The sequence below is a fragment of the Pantoea sp. DY-17 genome (genome assembly GCF_019795975.1).
In the GTDB taxonomy this organism is placed as follows: Bacteria; Pseudomonadota; Gammaproteobacteria; order Enterobacterales; family Enterobacteriaceae; genus Pantoea; species Pantoea leporis.
Window position 1 is genome coordinate 44,863 of sequence record NZ_JAIMIG010000003.1, and the last position, 20,005, is coordinate 64,867.

At 56.4% G+C, this 20,005-nt stretch carries 15 protein-coding genes; 8 read left to right on the forward strand and 7 right to left on the reverse strand.

Annotated features, from left to right (window positions below):
• The first annotated feature begins 66 nt into the window (after positions 1–66).
• Positions 67–318 carry a hypothetical protein gene (locus tag K5Y33_RS14455; protein WP_101762055.1) on the forward strand — a complete coding sequence of 84 codons (252 nt, stop codon included), beginning with the start codon at positions 67–69 and terminating at the stop codon, positions 316–318.
• Between the two features lie 35 nt (positions 319–353).
• Here K5Y33_RS14455 and erpA read toward each other — a convergent pair whose 3' ends face one another.
• Positions 354–701 carry an iron-sulfur cluster insertion protein ErpA gene (gene erpA, locus K5Y33_RS14460; RefSeq protein WP_007893884.1) on the reverse strand — a complete coding sequence of 116 codons (348 nt, stop codon included), beginning with the start codon at positions 699–701 and terminating at the stop codon, positions 354–356.
• Between the two features lie 200 nt (positions 702–901).
• Between erpA and hemL the strand changes: the two genes are divergently transcribed.
• Positions 902–2,182 carry a glutamate-1-semialdehyde 2,1-aminomutase gene (gene hemL / locus K5Y33_RS14465; protein WP_222234366.1) on the forward strand — a complete coding sequence of 427 codons (1,281 nt, stop codon included), beginning with the start codon at positions 902–904 and terminating at the stop codon, positions 2,180–2,182.
• A gap of 59 nt (positions 2,183–2,241) precedes the next feature.
• Here the strand turns inward: hemL and fhuB are convergent, their stop codons facing one another.
• Genes fhuB through fhuA form a run of 4 tightly spaced genes read right to left on the reverse strand, consistent with a single transcriptional unit; the run spans position 2,242 to position 8,153 of the window.
• On the reverse strand, positions 2,242–4,218 hold the full coding sequence (gene fhuB / locus K5Y33_RS14470) for a Fe(3+)-hydroxamate ABC transporter permease FhuB (RefSeq protein WP_222234367.1): 1,977 nt from the start codon (positions 4,216–4,218) through the stop codon (positions 2,242–2,244).
• Positions 4,218–5,096 carry a Fe(3+)-hydroxamate ABC transporter substrate-binding protein FhuD gene (gene fhuD, locus K5Y33_RS14475; RefSeq protein WP_222234368.1) on the reverse strand — a complete coding sequence of 293 codons (879 nt, stop codon included), beginning with the start codon at positions 5,094–5,096 and terminating at the stop codon, positions 4,218–4,220. Before fhuD ends, fhuB begins: the two co-directional genes overlap by 1 nt.
• Before the next feature lie 9 nt (positions 5,097–5,105).
• Positions 5,106–5,900 carry a Fe3+-hydroxamate ABC transporter ATP-binding protein FhuC gene (fhuC, locus tag K5Y33_RS14480; protein ID WP_210080844.1) on the reverse strand — a complete coding sequence of 265 codons (795 nt, stop codon included), beginning with the start codon at positions 5,898–5,900 and terminating at the stop codon, positions 5,106–5,108.
• Between the two features lie 54 nt (positions 5,901–5,954).
• A complete protein-coding gene (fhuA, locus tag K5Y33_RS14485; RefSeq protein ID WP_222234369.1) occupies positions 5,955–8,153 on the reverse strand; it encodes a ferrichrome porin FhuA in 2,199 nt (732 codons plus the stop codon).
• A gap of 335 nt (positions 8,154–8,488) precedes the next feature.
• Between fhuA and K5Y33_RS14490 the strand changes: the two genes are divergently transcribed.
• Positions 8,489–10,315, forward strand: coding sequence for a glycosyltransferase family 25 protein (locus K5Y33_RS14490; RefSeq protein WP_222234370.1), 1,827 nt, complete (start codon positions 8,489–8,491; stop codon positions 10,313–10,315).
• Between the two features lie 3 nt (positions 10,316–10,318).
• Positions 10,319–11,704: a bifunctional cytidylyltransferase/SDR family oxidoreductase gene (locus K5Y33_RS14495; RefSeq protein WP_222234371.1), complete on the forward strand. Its 1,386-nt coding sequence runs from the start codon at positions 10,319–10,321 to the stop codon at positions 11,702–11,704.
• A gap of 53 nt (positions 11,705–11,757) precedes the next feature.
• Here the strand turns inward: K5Y33_RS14495 and mrcB are convergent, their stop codons facing one another.
• A complete protein-coding gene (gene mrcB / locus K5Y33_RS14500; RefSeq protein ID WP_222234372.1) occupies positions 11,758–14,295 on the reverse strand; it encodes a bifunctional glycosyl transferase/transpeptidase in 2,538 nt (845 codons plus the stop codon).
• A 223-nt stretch (positions 14,296–14,518) separates the two neighbouring features.
• Positions 14,519–16,993 carry an ATP-dependent helicase HrpB gene (gene hrpB / locus K5Y33_RS14505; RefSeq protein ID WP_222234373.1) on the reverse strand — a complete coding sequence of 825 codons (2,475 nt, stop codon included), beginning with the start codon at positions 16,991–16,993 and terminating at the stop codon, positions 14,519–14,521.
• Between the two features lie 36 nt (positions 16,994–17,029).
• On the opposite strand from hrpB, the gene thpR reads away from it, so the two are divergent.
• The 4 genes from thpR to gluQRS all read left to right on the forward strand — a co-directional run bounded on the left by thpR (position 17,030) and on the right by gluQRS (position 19,975).
• Positions 17,030–17,569 (forward strand): RNA 2',3'-cyclic phosphodiesterase, encoded by a 540-nt coding sequence (gene thpR / locus K5Y33_RS14510; RefSeq protein ID WP_222234614.1) that lies wholly within the window; start codon positions 17,030–17,032, stop codon positions 17,567–17,569.
• Complete coding sequence (sfsA, locus tag K5Y33_RS14515; protein ID WP_222234374.1) at positions 17,570–18,274, forward strand: DNA/RNA nuclease SfsA; 705 nt, start codon at positions 17,570–17,572, stop codon at positions 18,272–18,274. It begins immediately after the preceding gene.
• A 245-nt stretch (positions 18,275–18,519) separates the two neighbouring features.
• Positions 18,520–18,975 (forward strand): RNA polymerase-binding protein DksA, encoded by a 456-nt coding sequence (gene dksA, locus K5Y33_RS14520; protein WP_007888770.1) that lies wholly within the window; start codon positions 18,520–18,522, stop codon positions 18,973–18,975.
• Positions 18,976–19,045: 70 nt separating this feature from the next.
• On the forward strand, positions 19,046–19,975 hold the full coding sequence (gene gluQRS / locus K5Y33_RS14525) for a tRNA glutamyl-Q(34) synthetase GluQRS (RefSeq protein ID WP_101762066.1): 930 nt from the start codon (positions 19,046–19,048) through the stop codon (positions 19,973–19,975).
• Positions 19,976–20,005 lie beyond the last annotated feature (30 nt).

Genomic DNA, 20,005 nt, shown 5'->3' on the forward strand with positions numbered 1-20,005 from the left:
CGGCCACGTATGCTCTGTGCCCTTTTTTAGCGCTTAGCGCAATTTTGTCTTCACCAGGAACTATTCATGACCAGAGCACTGCTGCTGGCCATAGGGCTCGTGATCGCTGCACCTCTGAGTGCGGCCACGTCGACCGGCTCTATCGCCGCTACCTTAACGTTATTCTCGCGTTGCGATATCTCACGCCAGAGTGAACACTCTCTGCCCAAAGTGGATTGTGGACGTCACTTCAGCGCGCAGCCGCGCATTACCGAACGAGTATTAAAACGCGATGCTAAACGCCGCGAATCTGCGCGTTTAGTGACTATTGAGTGGTAGGAATCTGGCTACCAGAACGGCAGCCAGAAGCAGCATTAGATGCTGAAGGAAGAACCGCAACCGCAGGTGGTTTTGGCATTTGGGTTGGTCACGATAAAACGTGAACCTTCCAGGCCTTCGGTGTAATCCACGGAACCGCCCACCAGATATTGCAGGCTCATCGGATCCACCACCAGCGCCACGCCTTGTTTCTCGATGGTCATGTCACCGTCATTCATTTGATCGTCAAACGTGAAGCCGTACTGGAAACCGCTGCAACCGCCGCCGGTAATGTAAACGCGCAATTTCAGCTCGGGATTTTCTTCATCAGAAATCAGGTTTTTCACTTTTTTTGCTGCTGCATCAGTAAATTGCAAAGGCAGCGCTGCTAAGTCGTCACTCATCTTTTACTCCGGGTAAACGTCGAGGTCAGAAAACGACCTTAATCTCGCTATTATCTGCCAGCCGTCCAGTGCAATCAAGTCTCACGCTTGACACTGCGTGCCGCCGCATGCGCAGGAAAGTATATACCCTAAACTTTAGCGCAAGCCGTTATTCCCGTAGAATGGCGCCAGATTTTTTCCCGAACAGCAGGAGCAGAACAATGAGTAAGTCAGAAAACCTGTATGCCGCAGCGCAACTCCTGATCCCCGGCGGTGTGAACTCCCCGGTACGTGCATTTACCGGTGTGGGCGGTGTGCCGCTGTTCATCGAACGCGCTGACGGTGCGTATCTGTATGACGCCGACGGCAAAGGCTATATCGATTATGTCGGTTCGTGGGGCCCGATGGTGCTGGGTCATAACAACGCCAACATCCGTAACGCAGTGATTGAAGCGGCTGCGCGCGGTCTGAGCTTCGGCGCGCCAACCGAGATGGAAGTGAAAATGGCCGAGCTGGTATGCGAGCTGGTGCCCAGCATGGACATGGTGCGCATGGTTAACTCCGGCACCGAAGCCACCATGAGCGCCATTCGCCTGGCGCGCGGCTTCACCCATCGCGACAAAATCATCAAATTCGAAGGTTGCTATCACGGCCACGCCGACTGCCTGCTGGTGAAAGCCGGCTCCGGCGCGCTGACGCTCGGCCAGCCAAACTCGCCGGGCGTACCGGCCGATTTCGCTAAGCACACGCTGACCTGCACCTATAACGATCTCAGCACTGTGCGTGCAGCTTTCGAGCAGTATCCTGAGGATATTGCCTGCATCATCGTTGAGCCGGTAGCGGGCAACATGAACTGCATTCCACCGCAGCCAGACTTCCTGCCAGGCCTGCGTACGCTGTGTGACGAATTCGGTGCGCTGCTGATTATCGACGAAGTGATGACCGGCTTCCGTGTTGCATTAGGCGGTGCTCAGGCCTATTACGACGTGACGCCAGACCTGACCTGTCTTGGTAAAATCATCGGCGGCGGCATGCCGGTCGGTGCCTTTGGTGGTCGTCGTGATGTGATGGATGCGCTGGCACCAACCGGTCCGGTTTATCAGGCCGGTACCTTGTCCGGTAACCCGATTGCCATGGCGGCGGGCTTCGCGTGTCTGTCGCAAATTGCGCAGCCAGGCACCCACAGCACGTTGACCGATCTGACCACGCAGTTAGCACAAGGCCTGCTGGCCGCAGCGAAAGCTGAAAATATTCCGCTGGTGATCAACCACGTGGGCGGTATGTTCGGGATTTTCTTCACAGATGCCGATGAAGTGACCTGCTATCAGGACGTCACTCAGTGTGACGTTGAGCGCTTTAAGCGTTTCTTCCACCTGATGCTGGAAGAAGGCGTTTACCTTGCGCCATCTGCTTTTGAAGCGGGCTTTATGTCGCTGGCGCACAGTAAAGAAGATATTCAACGCACCATCGATGCGGCACGCCGCAGCTTCGCGAAACTTTAAAACCGCCTGAATGGCGCACTCTACCGTCGTTGTGGAGTCGCCATTCAGGGTTACCCTGATTACGCCCGCCGCAATAGCCAGATAAAATACGGCGCACCAAAGAAGGTCGCCATCAACCCGGCTGGAATTTGATCCGGAAACGCCAGCATCCTGCCGCACCAGTCGGCGAAAATCATCAAGCCGCCGCCCAACAAACCGGCCATCAACACCTGTGGTAACGCACGGCGGAACCCGAGCATGCGCACGATATGCGGCGCCATCAGCCCGATAAAGCTCAGCGGCCCGATGGTCAAGGTTGCCGTGGCGGTTAATGCCGCCGCCAGCAGCAGCAGGCTGAGGCGCGAGGTAGTGAGCGCCATGCCCGCTGAACGCGCGGTAGCGCTGCCGAGTGGCAATAGCGTCAACCAGCGACTTGCCAGCGGCGCCAGCGAAATCAGCACCACACCCACCACCGCGCTTTGCACGGCCTGCTGCATATTGATGTTGTAGGTTGAACCGGAAATCCAGCTCAACAAGCCCGCCATGCGCGGATCGCCGCTGGCCAGCAGCACCATCAAAAGTGTGACAAACGCGCTGTTAAGCGCCATGCCCGCCAGCAACATGCGTTCTGGCGAAAAGCCGCCGCGACTCGCCACCAGCATAATAATCATCAGCGTCAATGCCGCACCCAGCGCACCGGCAGGCAACAGCCACGCCACCGCATCGCCCGGCACGAAGAACATCATCACCACCACGCCGCACGCTGCACCCGAGCTAATCCCCAACACTTCCGGGCTCGCCATCGGATTACCGGTAAGCCGCTGGATCAGCGCACCCGCCACGCCGAGCATCATGCCCACCATCAGCGCGGCCAATACGCGCGGCGCGCGCCACGGCAGCAGCTGCTGCAGCATATCGCCGCCCACCCACGCAAAGCCATGCGCATCGCGGCCAAAGGTGATGCCAACCCAGCTAAACGCGGCCAGAATCAGCAAACCGACCAGACACCAGCGCAAGACGTTTTGCCGCTCAGCCGGCACGCTATCGCCCTGATTAAGCGCTGGCGGCACCGATCCGGTACGCAGGCGCGGCAGCAACCAAAGCAGAATCGGCACGCCGATTAGCGCGGTCGCCGTGCCGGTAGACACTTCACGCCAGTGGCTGGTCAGCCATAGCACGCACTGATCGGCCAACCACAGCAGCAGCGCACCGATCAGCGGCGCCAGCATCATGCGGCTCATCAGGCGACGCCCGCCGAGCATCTTCGCCAGCAGCGGCGCGAACAGGCCGATAAAGCCGATGATGCCTGCAACATTGACCAGTTGCGCGCTAAGTAAAATCGCCAGCGCCAGCGCAGCAATACGTGCTGCCGACAGCGCCAGACCGAGGTTTTTTGCTACGCCATCGTCGAGCCCCATCAGCGTCAGCGGACGCAGCAGCGCCAGCGCCACCACAAACGCCAGCAGCAGACGCGGCCACAGCTGCGCCACATTGTGTCCATCCAGCTGGTTGAGCGCGCCGGTGCTCCACAGGAACATGTTCTGCAACTGATCGTGATTGAAGATCGCGAAGATTTGATTCACCGAACCGGCGTACAAACTCAGCACCAGCCCAGCCAGAATCAGTGTCACCGGCGACAGACGTTTGCCCCAGGCCACGCCGAATACCAAAATACCGACAATTACCGCGCCGCCCATCGCCGCAAACTGCTGCGTGAACTCGCCGCCCGGCAAATGCCATAACGTCGCGACGGTAATTCCCAGCTGAGCGCCCGACGACACGCCAAGCGTGGTGGGTTCCGCCAGCGGATTGCGCAGCACCTGCTGAAACAGCAAACCGGCGAGGCCAAGGCCCGCGCCAACCAGCAGCGACAGCGCCAGTCGCGACAGCAAACTGTGATGAAACACCACTTGCTGGATGTTGTTGACGTCAGGCGCAAAAAACGCCTGCGACCATTGATCGATCGGCAGCGCCTGGCGCAGATTGATCACGGTTAAGGCCAGCGCCAGCAGAAACACCGTACTCAATAGCGCGACGGGAAAAAGACGATTGCGCATCAGTGCGACTCCAGCGCGTGTTCCAGCACGCGGACAAATTTCAGCGCCGAAGAGGTCGCGCCGTAATACCATACCGCCGGCACGCGCTGGAAACGCTGCGCGCGCACAAACGGCAGCGCCTGCCACAGCGCGGTGGCCATCACCTGCTGCATATCGCGATCGTTATCGTGATCGAAGCAGATCACCTGCACATCACCCACTTCCGCCAGCCGCTCCAGCCCAACGACTGCACTGCCCCAGAAGTTGGTTTCGCCCTGCCAGGCATTGCTCAAGCCAAGGATCTCCATCACCTCAAGGAACAAACTGTTTTTACCGAAGGTAATCGCGTGGCGGCTGTCCATCAGCGACATCAGCAGCACCGGACGATCGGCCCACGGCCTGAGACGTTCACGCGCCGCCGCCAGCTGTTCATCCACATACTGCAGATGCTGCACGGCCTGCGCTTCACGGCCAAGACGTGCGCCGAGCGCCTGCAATGAGTGACGCGCGGTGCTGAGCGGTTTGCCGTCGCCGCTGTTGAGGTCAAAACCCATGGTTGGCGCGATGCGCTGCAGCTTATCCAGCGCCGGACCATAACCATTGGAGTGCAGGATGAGTGAAGGTTCGAGCTGCGTCATCAGCTCCAGATTGGGTTCGGTGCGTAAGCCAAGATCGATAACGCTGGACGGCAGCTGCGGATCGCCAACCCAAATGTTGTAGTTGTGCATGTCGGCCACCCCGAGTGGCGTCACGCCGAGCGCCATCAGCAGCTCCACCGGCAGCCACTCCAGCGCCAGAATGCGCTGCGCATCCGGTATGGCGGCACGCAGCGGCAACGCGGACATCAACGGGGAAAGTGCCAGCGCCGTCAGCAGGCGGCGGCGAGAAATGTCGAACATGGCGAGGCCTTAATAAACGAAACTGACGGGCGCGCCGCCAAGCGGATGCGGCAAAATGCCCATCGGAATACCGTAAATGTTGCCCAGCACATCGGCCTGCATGATCGCCTCGGGGCCACCTTCGGCTATCACTTCGCCACCGCGCAGCGCCACCAGACGATCGCAATAGCGTGCTGCCATGTTGAGATCGTGCAGCACCGCAATCACCGTCAGCCCACGTTCGCGGCTGAGACGCTGAATCAGCGCCAGCACATCAACCTGATGGGCGATATCCAGCGCCGAGGTCGGTTCATCCAGCAACAGGCAGCGACTGTTCTGCGCCACCAGCATCGCCAGCCAGGCACGCTGGCGCTCGCCGCCAGAAAGGCTATCCACCAGACGCCCGGCAAAAGGCTTTAATCCCACCAGCGTAATCGCCTCTTCCACCCGATCGCGATCTTCCTGACCATAGCGGCCCAGCGCGCCGTGCCACGGATAGCGGCCAATCGCCACCAGCTCGCGCACCGTCATGCCTTCCGCCGCGGGCAGTTGCTGCGGCAGATACGCCACCTGACGCGCAAAATCTTTGCTGCCCCAGTTATCTACCGCGTCCTCATTCAGCAACACGCGCCCTTCACTCGCCGCATGGTGACGACCGAGCATTTTCAGCAGCGTGGATTTGCCAGAACCATTATGACCAATCAGCGCGGTGACTTTGCCCGGTGCAAAGGTAAGAGACAGCGGATGTAGCAGCGTGCGGCCTGGCACACGAAAACTGACGTTATCCAGCCTGAAGGTGGTTTCTGCGTGGTGCGGATGCTGCATGATAATCCCTGGTTAATCTGTAGGTCGCCATTGATGGCGACCTACGTAACACGATTAGAAACGGAAAGTCGCAGTACCGACAATCTGACGCTCAGCGCCCCAGTAGCAGGCGTAGTCGCGGTAGCAGCTGGCGACATATTCACGATCGAACAGATTATTGACGTTAACGCCGATGGTGGAGCCCGGCATGCCAAAGCGTGCGAGATCGTATTTCAGCGCGGCATCAACGGTGGTGTAACCGGCTACGTCGAAGTTTTGATTCATATCGTCGCCGCTGGCGTACAACCCTTTGCTCTCGCCCACATAACGCACACCCGCACCCACGGTCACGCCCGACAGCGCCGTCTCATGGAAGGTGTAATCACTCCACAGCGATGCCATATGCTTCGGCACCTGCACCGGCGTTTTGCCTTTCAGGTTTGTGTCTTCGGTGTATTCCGCATCAGTGTAGGTATAAGACGCGGTCATATTGATGTTGGCATTCAGCGCGGCTTTGGCTTCCAGCTCCACGCCACGCGAGCGGATTTCACCACTCTGAATGCTGGCATTTGGGTGGTTAAGGGTATCCGGATCGGCCGTCAGGTTTTTGGTTTTGGTCAGCTGATACACCGCCGCCGTCAACACCACCGGACGATCTTTAGGAACGTATTTCACACCGGCTTCATACTGCTTCGCGCGGGAAGGATCAAAGGCTTGACCATCATAAGTTGAACCTGAGTTCGGAATGAAGGCTTCGCTGTAGCTGAAGTAAGGTGCGATACCGTTATCAAACACATAGTTCAGCCCGCCACGCCAGGTGAAAGCCTGATCGTTCTGGCGATCAACGGTATTGGCTACGCGATCATAGACCGAGTTCATAGCGTAATCATAACGACCGCCGAGGGTTAACACCCAGCGGTTCCACTCCATCTGATCCTGCGCGTATAAACCGGTTTGGCGCTGCTTATTGAGGTGCTGATAAGGATTAGGGAACGGCGTCACGCTGTCGTCGCCATATTGTGGATTAACGGCATTCAGCGGTGATGCGGTACCAAATTGCGCATCAATATCATTACGCGTGCGCTGGAAATCGACACCCAGCAACAGTGTGTGATCAATTTGACTGGTGGTGAATTTGGCCTGCGCCTGGTTATCGACTGCAAACTGGTTGAGCTTTTCATCAGAAACCGCTGAACCGCGGGTGATTTGCTGTGTTGCGGCATTAAAACCATTGCCATAAATGCTGCGATAATCCGTTCTCAGATCCGCATACCGCAAATTCTGCCGCACCGTCCAGGTGTCGTTGAAACTGTGCTCGAAGTTGTAGCCCACCATCCTGGTGTTGCGCGAAATCTTGTTGCTGTCTTCGCCTTCATCAAAGTTAGTTGGCAGCTTGTAACTGCTGCCGTCAGGACGCGTGATGCCCACCACGGTGCCCTGACGCGGCAACCAGCCGTAATAGCCGGTTTCCGGTTCGTTCTGGAAGTAGGTCAGCAAATCGAAACGCGTATTCTCATCCGGACGCCAGCTGAATGATGGCGCAATGGTGTAGCGCTTCTCTTTGTTCATATCCTGCTGCGCATCGGCGCTGTGCGCGAGACCGGTCAGGCGATAGCTGTAAACGCCGTCATCATCCAGCGAGCCGCCGAAATCGAAACCCGTGGAGAACTGATTGTTTGTGCCCATCTGGAACTGCACTTCACGCAGCGTCTCCTGCGTCGGACGCTTACTCACCAGCGACACCACGCCGCCCGGATTGCTCTTGCCGTACAGCACCGAAACCGGACCGCGCAACAGTTCGGCGCGTTCAAGAAAATAGGGATCGATAGCAAACTCAGAGTAGTTATCACCCTGCAGTTTCAGGCCATCAAGATATTGGTTGGTGTTGGTTTCGCTGAAGCCGCGAATAGAGAGCGCATCGATAACATTGGAGCTACCGCGGTTACCGGTCAACACGCCTGGCGTGTAGTTGAAAGCCCCTTTCACGCTGGTGACGTTTTTCATCGCCATCTCTTCCTGCGTGACTACCGAGATTGACTGCGGGTTCTTCTCGATCGGCGTATCGGTTTTGGTGCCGGTGGCGCTGCGTTTGGCCGCAATGGTTGGCGACGGGCCCCACGCTTTCTCTTGCTCGACTCCGCTGCCGCCATCAGCGCTAACCACCACGGTATCTTCTGCCAACGCCTGCACGCTGAACGTACCCATAGTCAGTGAAATAAACCAAGCCAGCGAACGCGGGCGTAAGAAACAAGGATTAGTGTTTCGCGTATTCATAAGTGAGGTCTCTCGAAAAAAGTCGATGCAGGCGAATACAAACGAGAATGATTATTATGACGCACGGATTTTAGGCGAAATAGCGTCATATTCGCAACGATTAATGCCTGTAAGCGCGGCGTTTACAGCCAGATCGCGCATATTCATGATCGCAAATAATAAATGAGCAATAAAAGGAGCGGAGGCCGGTAATCGGGAAATTGCATTGCCGCACAGAGGAAGTTTATTTCATCCCGACAGAGCACCAAACCAATGATAACGAGTAAAATCATAAACTTAAAAAAATGGCCCGCTAATTGCTTATGTCCTGCATTCTCCTTCCTGCAGACACAGTCATGACCGCTATAAACTGGAACATTGTTGATCGCGTTGTCTTCATCAATTTGAAGAAACGCAAAGACCGATTAACCCGCATCACTAAACAACTTAAAAAGCTAGGTTTAACCGCTGAAAAAATCGTTCGCCTGGAGGCGATCAAGCATGAAAAGGGCTACATCGGCTGCACGCAATCGCATATCGCCGCGCTGGAGATGGCACGCGATAACGGCTGGGAGCGCGTGCTGATTCTGGAGGATGATTTTAGCTTCAATGAAAGCCAGAAGAACTACGACAATCTCAACCGCTACTTTGCCGCCCTGCCGCAAATCAACTGGCAAGTGGCTTTTCTGGCGGCCAATTATCGCCGAGTCACGCCGTTAAAGAGCGTGGACTATATCGTGCGCGCTAACTTCGCGTGGTGCGCATGCGCCTATATCGTAAATCACCGCTATTACACCACGCTGATTGAAAACTATCACGAGGCGCTGCAGGCGCAATTGCAAGGTGGTGCGCAGGCACAATATGCCCTTGATGTGCACTGGAATAGCCTGATGCAGCAGGATCTTTGGCTGGGCGTATTCCCCAACGCCGGTGTACAACGGCTCGATAAAAGCGATATCGAAAATCGAACGGTAGATTACCGCGCACTCTTCAGAAAACCGTTGAGTCAAATCGTTGCGCCCGCCAAATTCAAACCCTCCACTTCAGGCCCAATTAAAGTCGACTTTTACTTCCAGTGGCCACCGGGTTGGACGAACTTTGAATCGGTGATTGAGGCGATGCAGGCCAATCCCGCGTTCGATTGCCGCATCGTGGTGGTGCCTTACCTGAACTGGAAGGCGAGCGATGTTAACGGCGATATTCAGCGTGAAATTCTGCGTGAAAGAGGGCTGGATTACACAGGATTTGAAGACTATCAGTTGGAGCAGCGTCAGCCCGATGTGGTGTTCTTGCAAAACCCTTACGACGAAGCACGCCCCGAAGCCTTTCGCAGCGACTACCTGCATGAGCGCGGCGTGAAAATCGCTTACATCCCTTATGCGCTCGATACCGGAATTGGCGCAGAGAGCATGGTGTATCAATATAATTTGCTTTGTCAAAATCTGGCGACGTGGATATTTGCCCGCTCGGAAAAACATAAAACTGAGTTTGCGCTGCAGTGTCAGGCAGGAAATCGCCATGTGCACGTTACCGGCCATCCTAAATTTGACCACTATCAGCGTCGTTTCCATCTCACGGATAACCTGCCGGCTCAAACGGTAACCACCTTCCTGTGGACGCCGCATTTCGTACTGCCTGGCGACCAGAAGATGTACACCACGTTCAGCCTTTACTGCTCGGCGTTCTTAAAACTGATTGAGCGTCAGGACATTCATCTGATCATTCGCCCCCATCCGCTGCTGAGCCAATGGATAGGTGAAGCCAACCCAACGGCACAAAGTCTTTATCAGCAGTTACAGCGCGCGTCGCAGCAACACACCAATCTGGAGTGGGATCTCGGGCATGATTACACGCTGACTTTTGCGCGTTCCGATGCACTCATTGCGGACGCCGGTTCCTTCCTGCTGGAATATCTGCCGTCGAAAAAACCCATCCTCTACCTCACTCACGAAACCTGTCACGGTTTGAACCGCACTGCAGAATTCATTTATGACGCCTACGACGTTGCCTGGTGTGAAAAGGATATTTTCACCTTTGTAGACAACATTGTCGCGGGTCACGATGCAATGAAAGTGCGCCGGGAACAAGTCCTGCGTGAGGAACTGCAGATAGAGGAGAAAACAGCGGGCGAGAAAATCGCTGAAATTATTTGTTCATCACTCAGACCGCAAGCGGCGGAATAAAAAATGAAAAATGTAGCCATAATACTTTCTGGCGGTACAGGCACCCGCTTTGGCAGCGACAAGCCAAAACAATTCGCCAAGTTAGCGGGACGTGCCGTGATTGAATACACCATCGAACGTTTTGAAAAATCGGCCGACATTGATGAAATTATTATCGTCTCACAAAATGAGTACATCGATTACATGTGGGAGTTGGTGGCAAAAAATCAGTGGCACAAAGTGAGTAAAGTGGTGAACGGCGGTAAGGAACGTTTTGACTCAACATATTCCGCGCTGAAAACCCTTATCAACTATGACGGTCATTGTAAAATCTTACTGCATGATGCCGTGCGTCCATTAATTAGCGACACTATTATTCGCAAATGCGTAGATGCACTTGAATCCTTTGACGCCGTAGATGTGGTGATCCCCTCAGCAGATACTTTAGTAGAAGTTCACGATGATGGCTGCATTGCCAATATTCCTCATCGTGCCAGCATGCGCCGAGGCCAGACCCCTCAGGCATTTCGTCTGGAAAAAATTCGCCAGGCTTATGAGAAAGCAGCGGCCATGGGTAAGTTTACGTTTACCTGCGACTGCGGAGTATTGCGTAATATGCTGCCTGAAACGCGTGTTATTACCGTAGAGGGCGATGAGAACAATATTAAAATCACCCATCCACTTGATCTCTTTATCGCAGAGAAATTGCTGCAGGAGAAAAGCTCACACGCATTGAATTCTGCAAATCTCGATTTCCTGCGCGATAAGCATATGGTTATTTTTGGTGGAGGTAGCGGAATTGGTCTGGAGATGATGAAAGTTGCCACGCTGTGTGGGGCCAAAGTACATATTGCCAGTCGTTCACATAATGATATCGACATTACTCATCTCGACAGCGTAAAAAACTATTTAACTAACATTGTTGCCGAGCATGGCAATATTGATTTTATCGTCAACACTGCGGGTGTCTTGATTAAGAAACCGCTCGCCACGCTTACTCAGCAGGAAGTGATGGCGCTGATTAACATTAATTATCTGGGAGCCGTAAACGTGGCAATTGCGGCAAAAGAGCGGTTAACCTGCAACTCCGGCATGTTATTGAATTTCACATCCAGTTCTTACACTCGTGGACGGGCTTTTTACGCCCTTTACTCATCGGCAAAAGCTGCGGTAGTCAATCTGACTCAGGCGCTGGCGGAAGAGTGGATTGAGGATAAAGTCAAAGTGAACTGCATCAATCCTGAGCGTACCGCCACACCGATGAGAACCGTTAATTTTGGCGAGGAACCTGCAGATTCACTGCTACATGCACGAGACGTTGCAGTAAAAAGCCTGGAAGTTCTCGTGACGCAAGGTACTGGTATGGTTATTGATATTCGCAAAAGTAACTGTAAGAATCAGCCCAGCTAACCACCTATCCCAATAAAAAAGGGCGCCGCAGCGCCCTGTGTTTTCTCAGCAACTTATTTGCTGCCGAACATATCTTTAATCCAACCCGCCACGCCGTCAGAATCTTTCTGCTCATTCTGTGGCTGCTGTTGTTGCTGTTGCTGTTGCTGCTCTTGTTGCTGCTGCAACTGCTGCTGTTGTTGCTGAACCTGCTCTTGCTGCTGCTGACACAGCGCGTTCGGATCCAGCGACCACACCGGCAACGAACGCCATGTGCTGCTGCCCGTACCGCAGATAAAGTTACCGGCAGAATCGATATTCATCTGCGTGATATCTTCCGGCGGCGTCAGCACCAGCGGCATTGGCGCCTGGTTGTCGAGATAGCGGCGATAAAGCTGCATTGCACCGCTGGCACCGTACAGCTTCGAGGTTTGGTTGTTATCGCGGCCAACCCAGGTAATCGCCACTTCTTTGCCATCAATACCGGCGAACCAGCTATCGATCAGGTCATTGGTGGTACCGGTTTTGCCAGCCAGATGCGCTTTAGGATAACGCGCACCCAGCGCACGCGCGGTACCGTGATCGGCGACCTGCTGCATGGTGTAGAGCGTCAGATACGCCGCCTGCGCCGGTTCAACACGCTGCGCCTGCGGATAGCTCTGATACAGCACCGTGCCATCTTCCGCAATCACCGAACGCACCGCCGACAGCTCAGCGCGGTTACCGCCGCTGGCAATCGACTGGAACGCCTGCGCCACTTCAATCGGCGTCAGGTTCAGCGCACCGAGAAGCATTGACGGCACCGGATGCAGCTGATCTTTCGGCACGCCGAGCTTGTTCCAGGTATCGACCACCGCATCCAGTCCCAGCGTCATACCGAGGTTGACGGTTGGCACGTTCATCGAGTTGGTCAGCGCATCCACCAGCATCACTTTGCCGCTGAAACGACGATCGTCATTCATCGGTTTCCAGATGCTGCCGTTCGGCTGTTTCAGCGCAATCGGTTCATCGGCGATCCAGCTGTTGAGGCGATAGCTGTTCGGCTGGCTCAGCGCGGTGAGATAGGTGGCCGGTTTTGCCAGCGAGCCAATCGAACGACGTGCTTGCAGCGCGCGGTTGTAACCGGCGAACTGCGGATCGGCACCGCCGACCATGGCGCGCACTTCACCGCTGAAGCGGTCCACTACCACCATCGCGGTTTCCAGATCTTTCAGGCCACGCTGTTTTTTCAGCGTTGGAATGCCTTCAATCACCGCTTTCTCTGCGGCATCCTGCGAAATCGCATCCAGCGTGGTGAAAATCTTCACGCCGGAGAGATCTTTCATTTTGTCGCCGAGCTTAGCCTGCAGCTCGTTACGCACCATCTGCATAAATGCCGGCTGAGGCGTGATCACGCCGCCTTTTGGCTGCACGCCAAGCGGACGCGCCGACAGCATGTCATACAGTTCCTGATCGATGACGTTCTGCTGCTGCAACAAACGCAGCACCAGATTACGTCGCTCCAGCGCCAGTTTCGGGTTACGCCACGGATTGTACAGCGACGCACCTTTCACCATGCCGACCAGCATCGCCTGCTGATCGAGGCTCAGCTCATCCACCGGACGACCAAAGTAGTAAAGGCTCGCCAGCGGGAAACCGCGGATCTGGTCATTACCGGTCTGGCCGAGATACACCTCGTTGAGATACAGCTCGAGGATGCGATCTTTGCTGTAGCGCGCATCCATGATCACCGCCATATAGGCTTCACGCGCTTTACGCCACAGCGAACGCTCGTTGGTGAGGAACAGGTTTTTCACCAGCTGCTGCGTCAGCGTACTACCGCCCTGCACCGCTTTACCGGCGGTGATGTTGGCGAGGAACGCACGACCAATCGAATACGGGCTAATGCCGTCGTGCTCGTAGAAGTGGCGATCTTCAGTGGCGATCAAGGTACTCACCAGCAGATCCGGGAAACCGGCGCGCGGCACGAACAGACGCTGTTCACCGTTCGGCGACTGCAACATGGTGATCAGGCGCGGATCGAGGCGGAAGAAGCCAAAATCGCGGCCGGTATCAAGGTTTTTAATCTCGCTCAGCTCATTGTTGCTAAAGGTCAGGCGCGCGTTGATCTGCCCCTCTTTGCTGTCCGGGAAATCAAACGGACGGCGCAGCAGATCAATGGTGTTGCCTTTGACGCTAAACTCGCCCGGACGGGTAATGCGCGACACTTCGCGATACTGCGTGCCTTCCAGCAGCGCAATCATCTCTTTTTTGTCGTACGACATGCCCGGTTCAAGGCTGACCATGCGGCCATAAACGGCGGCCGGCAGTTGCCACACTTTACCGTCGATGCGGCTGCGGATTTCCGAGTCGAGATAGACGCCCCAGGCGGCCATCACCACCACAAAGACCAGGAAGAGTTTAATCAACCAGCCCAACCAGCGACGTTTGCCGCGTGGCGGACGTTTTTTACTTTTTGGTGGCACCGGTCCACTCTCCTCATCTTCTTCGTCAAAATCGTCCTGATCGATATCATCATCAAGTTCCCTGCGGCGACCCCGCCGCGCACTGCTGCGCGGCGGCTTTGGCGCTTTTCCTTTGCGCCCGATAGGTTCGCGATCGTTCCCAGACATGCTTTTATTCTCCAGGTATTGCTACGGCGGCGGCCGTTACTCTATATACGTCATAATTCGATTTGCAGATGCGTTGGCTGCTCTCGCTCACCCGAATCACTTACTGAAGTAAGCTCATCGGGATTCTCTCGTTTGCCGCCTTCCTGAAAATCGAATTATTTAGTCTACAACTGCTTTCTCGTGCTGCGCATGGCAGAACCCTCTGAATTCGATCCACAGCGTTTCACGATGAAAATTTCTTGGTCCGCCTTGTGGGTAAGGCGTTGGCCGGATCGTCCGGCCACGGATGCTTTGGATAGCGCCCTTTCATCTCTTTCTGCACTTCGGGATACGCACCACGCCAGAACGCCGCGAGGTCACGGGTGATCTGCAGCGGACGGTGCGCGGGCGAGAGCAGCTCTAACACCAGCGGTACGCGGCCATCGGCCACCGCCGGATTCTGTGCTTCGCCAAACATCTCCTGAATCCGCACCGCCAGCGCGGGTGGCTTCTCTGCATCGTAGCGGATCGGCAGGCGGCTTCCGGTCGGCACAGTGTAATGAGTTGGCAGCACAGTATCCAGCCGCTGACGTTGTGACCATGTCAGCAAATGTAATAATGCGCTGACAAGGTTGATGCTCTGCAATCCTTTCAGATCGCGTACCGCGCTCATCTCCGGCAGCAGCCAGCTTTCAAGCGTATCGAGCAGGCTTTCATCGTCCAGCGCCGGCCACGCCTCTTCCGGCAGCCACTGCGCGGCACAGTGCACCCGCAAGCGTAGCTGTTCGGCGTCTTCTTTCCAGCCCAGCACCGACAATCCTTTTTCGCGGATCCAGCGCAGCATCGCCGGATGCAATATTTCCGCCTCCGGGCGTGCCTGCGGCTGCGCTTTTAGGACCAGCGCGCCGATCAGTTCGCGTTTCCACGCGCGCAAAGTGCCTTTATCTTCATCCCACTCCACGTCGGTACGCTGCTCAATTAAGGTGGGGCATTCGCGGCGCAGCGCGTCGATATCCACCGGCAGCGCCAGTAACATGCGCGCCTCGGCGGCGCTGGCGCCCTGCAGCAGTGTCGGTGCAATCAGCCACTCATAGCGGCTCAAACCATCCTGCTCGTTAAGCATCGCGCCAATGCCGTTCGCCAGCTGATAGCGCGCGCTGTCGCCACGACGCTGCGCCAGACGATCGGCAAAACCGGCGGCCAGCAGCTGCGGGAACAGGTCGGGATTAATGGTGCCGCCGCTGGCGTTGAGGCGCTTCTGCCACTGACGCGCGCGGCGCTGCCAGTGCGACTGCGGATGGTTAAGCGCATCACGCAGATCGGCGCTGCCGCTGCGTGGCGGATCTTCCAGAATCGCCACCAGCAGCGCGGCGCTGGCGATGGCATCGTTGTTTTGCCCGGCAGCCACCAGAATCGCGCTCAGGCGCGGATCGCTGCCCAACGCGGCCATTTTTCGACCGCGCGCGTTGAGCTGGTGATTCTCCAGCGCGCCTAGCTGGGTTAACCGCTCGCACGCCGCACGCACGTTGCGCGGCGGCGGCGCGTCAAGCCACATAAGCTGCGACGCATTCTGACATCCCCATTGCAGCAGATCGATCTGCAGCGAGGTCAAATCGCTATTGAGAATTTCCGGTTCACTCTGCGCCGCCGCACGCAGCGCCTGCTCTTGCGGCAGTAAATGCAGGCAGATGCCAGGTTCCAGTCGACCAGCACGACCGGCGCGCTGCGTCATCGACGCCTGGCTGATACGCTGCGTTTGCAGCCGCGTCACGCCGCTGCGCACGTCAAACTGCGCCGAGCGCTCCAGCGCGCTATCGACCACTAAGCGGATACCTTCGATGGTCAAGCTGGTTTCGGCGATGTTGGTCGCCAGCACCACTTTGCGGCGGTCCGCCGGAGACGGCAGGATGGCGCGGCGTTGCGCCTCCAGCGACAGCGCGCCATATAAAGGAGAAAGATCCACCTCGTCACTGACCCGCGCTTCCAGCTCGCGCTTAACCCGTTCGATCTCCGCCACGCCGGGCAGGAACAGCAGCAGCGATCCTGACTCTTCGCGCAGCAGTTGCGCCACCTCGCGCGCTACCGCTTCTTCAAAACGTTGCTGGCTGTTGAGCGAAGCATAGCGGCGCGTGACCGGGAAGCTGCGGCCCTCAGAGACCACAAAGGGCGCATCCGGCAGCAGCTGACGCAAACGCTGATTATCGAGCGTGGCCGACATCAGCAGAATTTTCAGATCGTCGCGCAATCCTTGCTGCACATCGAGCAGCAGCGCCAGCGCGAGATCGGCCTGCAGGCTGCGTTCATGGAATTCATCGAGGATCACCAGCGAGACGCCTTCCAGCATCGGATCGCGCTGCAACATGCGCGTCAAAATGCCCTCGGTGACCACTTCGAGGCGCGTGTTGGCACCGCAGCAGTTTTCACCGCGCATGCGATAGCCAACGATGCCGCCCGGCTGCTCGCCAAGCTGTTCTGCCAGACGCTGCGCCACGTTGCGTGCCGCCAGTCGGCGCGGCTCCAGCATGATGATGCGGCCGGGCAATGGGGCGTGTTGCAGCAGTTGTAATGGCAGCCAGGTTGATTTACCTGCGCCGGTCGGCGCCGCCAGCAACACCTGCGGCGACTGCGCCAGCGCGTCCAGCAACGCAGGCAGCACCTCGCTTACCGGTAACTCACTCAAACTCAACTCCCAAAATGCCTGTGCTAAGATGGCGCGCATTGTAGCACTCTGAGGCGCGGATTACCGGAGGCCAACCTGGCAACGCAACGTCTGTTTTTTGCTCTTGAACTGCCCGCTCCGCTCCAGCAACAACTGGTGCAGTGGCGCGCGGATAATTTTGCTGCCGAAGCCGGGAAACCGGTGGCGGCGGCCAACCTGCACCTGACGCTGGCGTTTCTCGGCGAGGTCAGCGATGAGACGTCACGCAAGCTGCAGCGGCTGGCCTCACGCATCGAACAGCCCGGTTTTGCCCTCGATTTGGATGACGCCGGTCACTGGCCGCGTCCCGGCGTGGTGTGGCTCGGTTGTCAGCGGGCGCCGCGCGGATTACTGCAGCTCGCCAGCCTGCTGCGCGCGCAAGCGGCACGTCATGGCTGCGCACAGAGCCCGCAGCCGTTTCATCCGCATGTCACGCTGTTGCGCCACGCAGCGTCACAGATCGCGCTGCCGCCGCGCGGTTTTCACTGGCGCGCCGATATCCGCCATTTTGCGCTGTTCGCTTCGAACGTGACGCGCGGCCGCACACGTTATCAGGCGCTGACCCGCTGGCCGCTACTATCATCCACAGGAGAGTAAATGGAGTTCGACCCACCGCTCAAACCCGCCCGCTTGATTGCCCGTTACAAACGCTTTTTAGCCGATGTAGTTACGCCAGAAGGTGAAACGCTGACCATTCACTGCGCCAATACCGGCGTGATGACCGGCTGCGCCACGCCGGGCGATACCGTGTGGTATTCGACGTCCAGCAGTGCCACGCGGAAATATCCGCACAGTTGGGAACTCACCGAGACCCAACAAGGCCACTGGATCTGCGTGAATACGCTGCGCGCCAATCAGCTGGTGCGCGAGGCGCTGACGCTCGACACGATTCCGGAATTATCCGCTTACAGCCGCTGCCAGCCTGAAGTGAAATACGGCACGGAAAAAAGCCGAATTGACTTCCTGCTGCAAGCGGATGGCCGATCCAACTGCTATATTGAAGTCAAGTCCGTCACCCTTTTACAAGCAGGTAAAGGCTATTTTCCGGATGCGGTGACGGCTCGTGGACAGAAACATCTGCGCGAATTGAGCACCATCGTGGCAGAAGGTCATCGAGCCGTTTTGTTGTTCGCAGTTCTGCATACGGGGATTGAGGACGTTTCCCCGGCACGCCATATCGACGTGCACTACGCAGAACTACTGGAACAGGCGCAGCGTGGTGGTGTGGAAGTTTTGGCGTATCAAGCTCAAATTTCACCGTTAAAGATATTACTTACGCAACCGATTAACGTAGCGTTGTAATATTTAAGGCAATTTGGTGTGATAGGAATGTTCTGGGCGAGGCGCTGAATACGCGATTGTTCAGAGGCTTGTCAAGTAGTGGTCAGGAATAATTGCCAACCTTGATTGCTTCTGCTATTTATAGCGGCCTGTTTTTTTCCCTTTATGGGAATCGATAAGCCCTAAATCGTTTAGGTTGCAGGCACACAGTCAACACATGCAACTTGACGTATCTAGGGAAGTGCGTGTTATCCAGGAGAAACAACATGCAAGAAGGGCAAAACCGTAAAACATCGTCCCTGAGTATCCTCGCCATCGCTGGAGTGGAGCCGTATCAGGTGAAACCGGGCGAAGAGTATATGAACGACGCCCAGCTAGGCCATTTCCGTAAGATTCTGGAAGCCTGGCGCAACCAACTTCGGGATGAAGTAGATCGCACTGTGTCACATATGCAGGACGAAGCTGCCAACTTCCCGGATCCGGTCGACCGTGCTGCGCAGGAAGAAGAGTTCAGCCTGGAATTGCGTAACCGCGATCGTGAGCGCAAACTCATTAAAAAGATTGAGAAAACGCTCAAGAAAGTGGATGACGACGATTTCGGTTACTGCGACTCCTGCGGTGTAGAAATTGGTATTCGCCGCCTTGAAGCGCGTCCGACTGCCGATCTCTGCATTGACTGCAAAACGCTGGCAGAAATCCGCGAGAAGCAGATGGCTGGCTAATGGCCGTAAGCAAATTGCTACCGCACAGCCGGGAAAATCCCTGTTTTCCCGACGTGCGGTACACTTCGTTATGAATCCCTCAAACTGCATTGGGCGTTTCGCTCCCTCCCCTTCTGGTGACCTCCATTTTGGTTCGCTGATTGCTGCGTTAGGCAGTTACCTGAGTGCGCGCGCGCAACAGGGACGCTGGCTGGTGCGCATCGAAGATATCGATCCCCCGCGTGAAGTTCCCGGTGCCGCAACGCGTATTTTGCAGCAGCTGGAACATTATGGTCTTTACTGGGATGGCGACGTTTTATGGCAGTCACAGCGCCACGATGCCTATCGCGCCGCGCTAAGCTGGCTGCAAACGCATCGACAAAGTTACTTCTGCACCTGCACGCGTAGCCGCATCCAGCAGCTGGGCGGTTTTTACGATGGTCACTGCCGCGATTTGCAGCTGCCGCCGGACAACGCCGCGCTGCGCCTGCGTCAGCATGCGCCGGTTAGCGGCTTTGACGATCGCCTGCGTGGCCATTTACAGGCTGAAGCGCAGCTGGCGCAGGAAGATTTTATTATCCATCGCCGTGATGGGCTGTTTGCCTACAATCTCGCGGTGGTGGTTGATGACCATTTTCAGGGCGTAACGGAAATCGTGCGCGGCGCGGATTTGATTGAGCCCACGGTGCGCCAGATTGCGCTGTATCAGCAGTTTGCCTGGCCAGTGCCGGATTATCTGCATTTGCCGCTGGCGGTCAATCGCGATGGCAACAAGCTTTCCAAGCAGAATCATGCGCCCGCGCTGCCCGCTGGCGATGCGCGGCCGCTGCTGGTGCAGGCTTTACGCTTTCTTGGCCAGCCGGTTTCGGCTGGCTGGCAGGATGAATCGCTGGAAAGTCTGTTGAAACAGGCCGTCGCGCAGTGGAATATCCGCCTGATTCCGTTGCAGAACGGTCTTAAAGAGGATGAAACGACATCACCATTCCTAAATGGTTCTCAACAGGCTATGATTAGCCGCTGATTTTATTAACACCCTTTTTCTCACTGTCGA

What these genes read in the sequence shown, in the direction of transcription:
- K5Y33_RS14455 (WP_101762055.1), top strand. Translation starts at nt 67, where the DNA reads ATGACCAGAGCACTGCTGCTGGCCATAGGGCTCGTGATCGCTGCACCT.
- erpA (WP_007893884.1), bottom strand. Translation starts at nt 701, where the DNA reads ATGAGTGACGACTTAGCAGCGCTGCCTTTGCAATTTACTGATGCAGCA.
- hemL (WP_222234366.1), top strand. Translation starts at nt 902, where the DNA reads ATGAGTAAGTCAGAAAACCTGTATGCCGCAGCGCAACTCCTGATCCCC.
- fhuB (WP_222234367.1), bottom strand. Translation starts at nt 4,218, where the DNA reads ATGCGCAATCGTCTTTTTCCCGTCGCGCTATTGAGTACGGTGTTTCTG.
- fhuD (WP_222234368.1), bottom strand. Translation starts at nt 5,096, where the DNA reads ATGTTCGACATTTCTCGCCGCCGCCTGCTGACGGCGCTGGCACTTTCC.
- fhuC (WP_210080844.1), bottom strand. Translation starts at nt 5,900, where the DNA reads ATGCAGCATCCGCACCACGCAGAAACCACCTTCAGGCTGGATAACGTC.
- fhuA (WP_222234369.1), bottom strand. Translation starts at nt 8,153, where the DNA reads ATGAATACGCGAAACACTAATCCTTGTTTCTTACGCCCGCGTTCGCTG.
- K5Y33_RS14490 (WP_222234370.1), top strand. Translation starts at nt 8,489, where the DNA reads ATGACCGCTATAAACTGGAACATTGTTGATCGCGTTGTCTTCATCAAT.
- K5Y33_RS14495 (WP_222234371.1), top strand. Translation starts at nt 10,319, where the DNA reads ATGAAAAATGTAGCCATAATACTTTCTGGCGGTACAGGCACCCGCTTT.
- mrcB (WP_222234372.1), bottom strand. Translation starts at nt 14,295, where the DNA reads ATGTCTGGGAACGATCGCGAACCTATCGGGCGCAAAGGAAAAGCGCCA.
- hrpB (WP_222234373.1), bottom strand. Translation starts at nt 16,993, where the DNA reads ATGCGCGCCATCTTAGCACAGGCATTTTGGGAGTTGAGTTTGAGTGAG.
- sfsA (WP_222234374.1), top strand. Translation starts at nt 17,570, where the DNA reads ATGGAGTTCGACCCACCGCTCAAACCCGCCCGCTTGATTGCCCGTTAC.
- dksA (WP_007888770.1), top strand. Translation starts at nt 18,520, where the DNA reads ATGCAAGAAGGGCAAAACCGTAAAACATCGTCCCTGAGTATCCTCGCC.
- gluQRS (WP_101762066.1), top strand. Translation starts at nt 19,046, where the DNA reads ATGAATCCCTCAAACTGCATTGGGCGTTTCGCTCCCTCCCCTTCTGGT.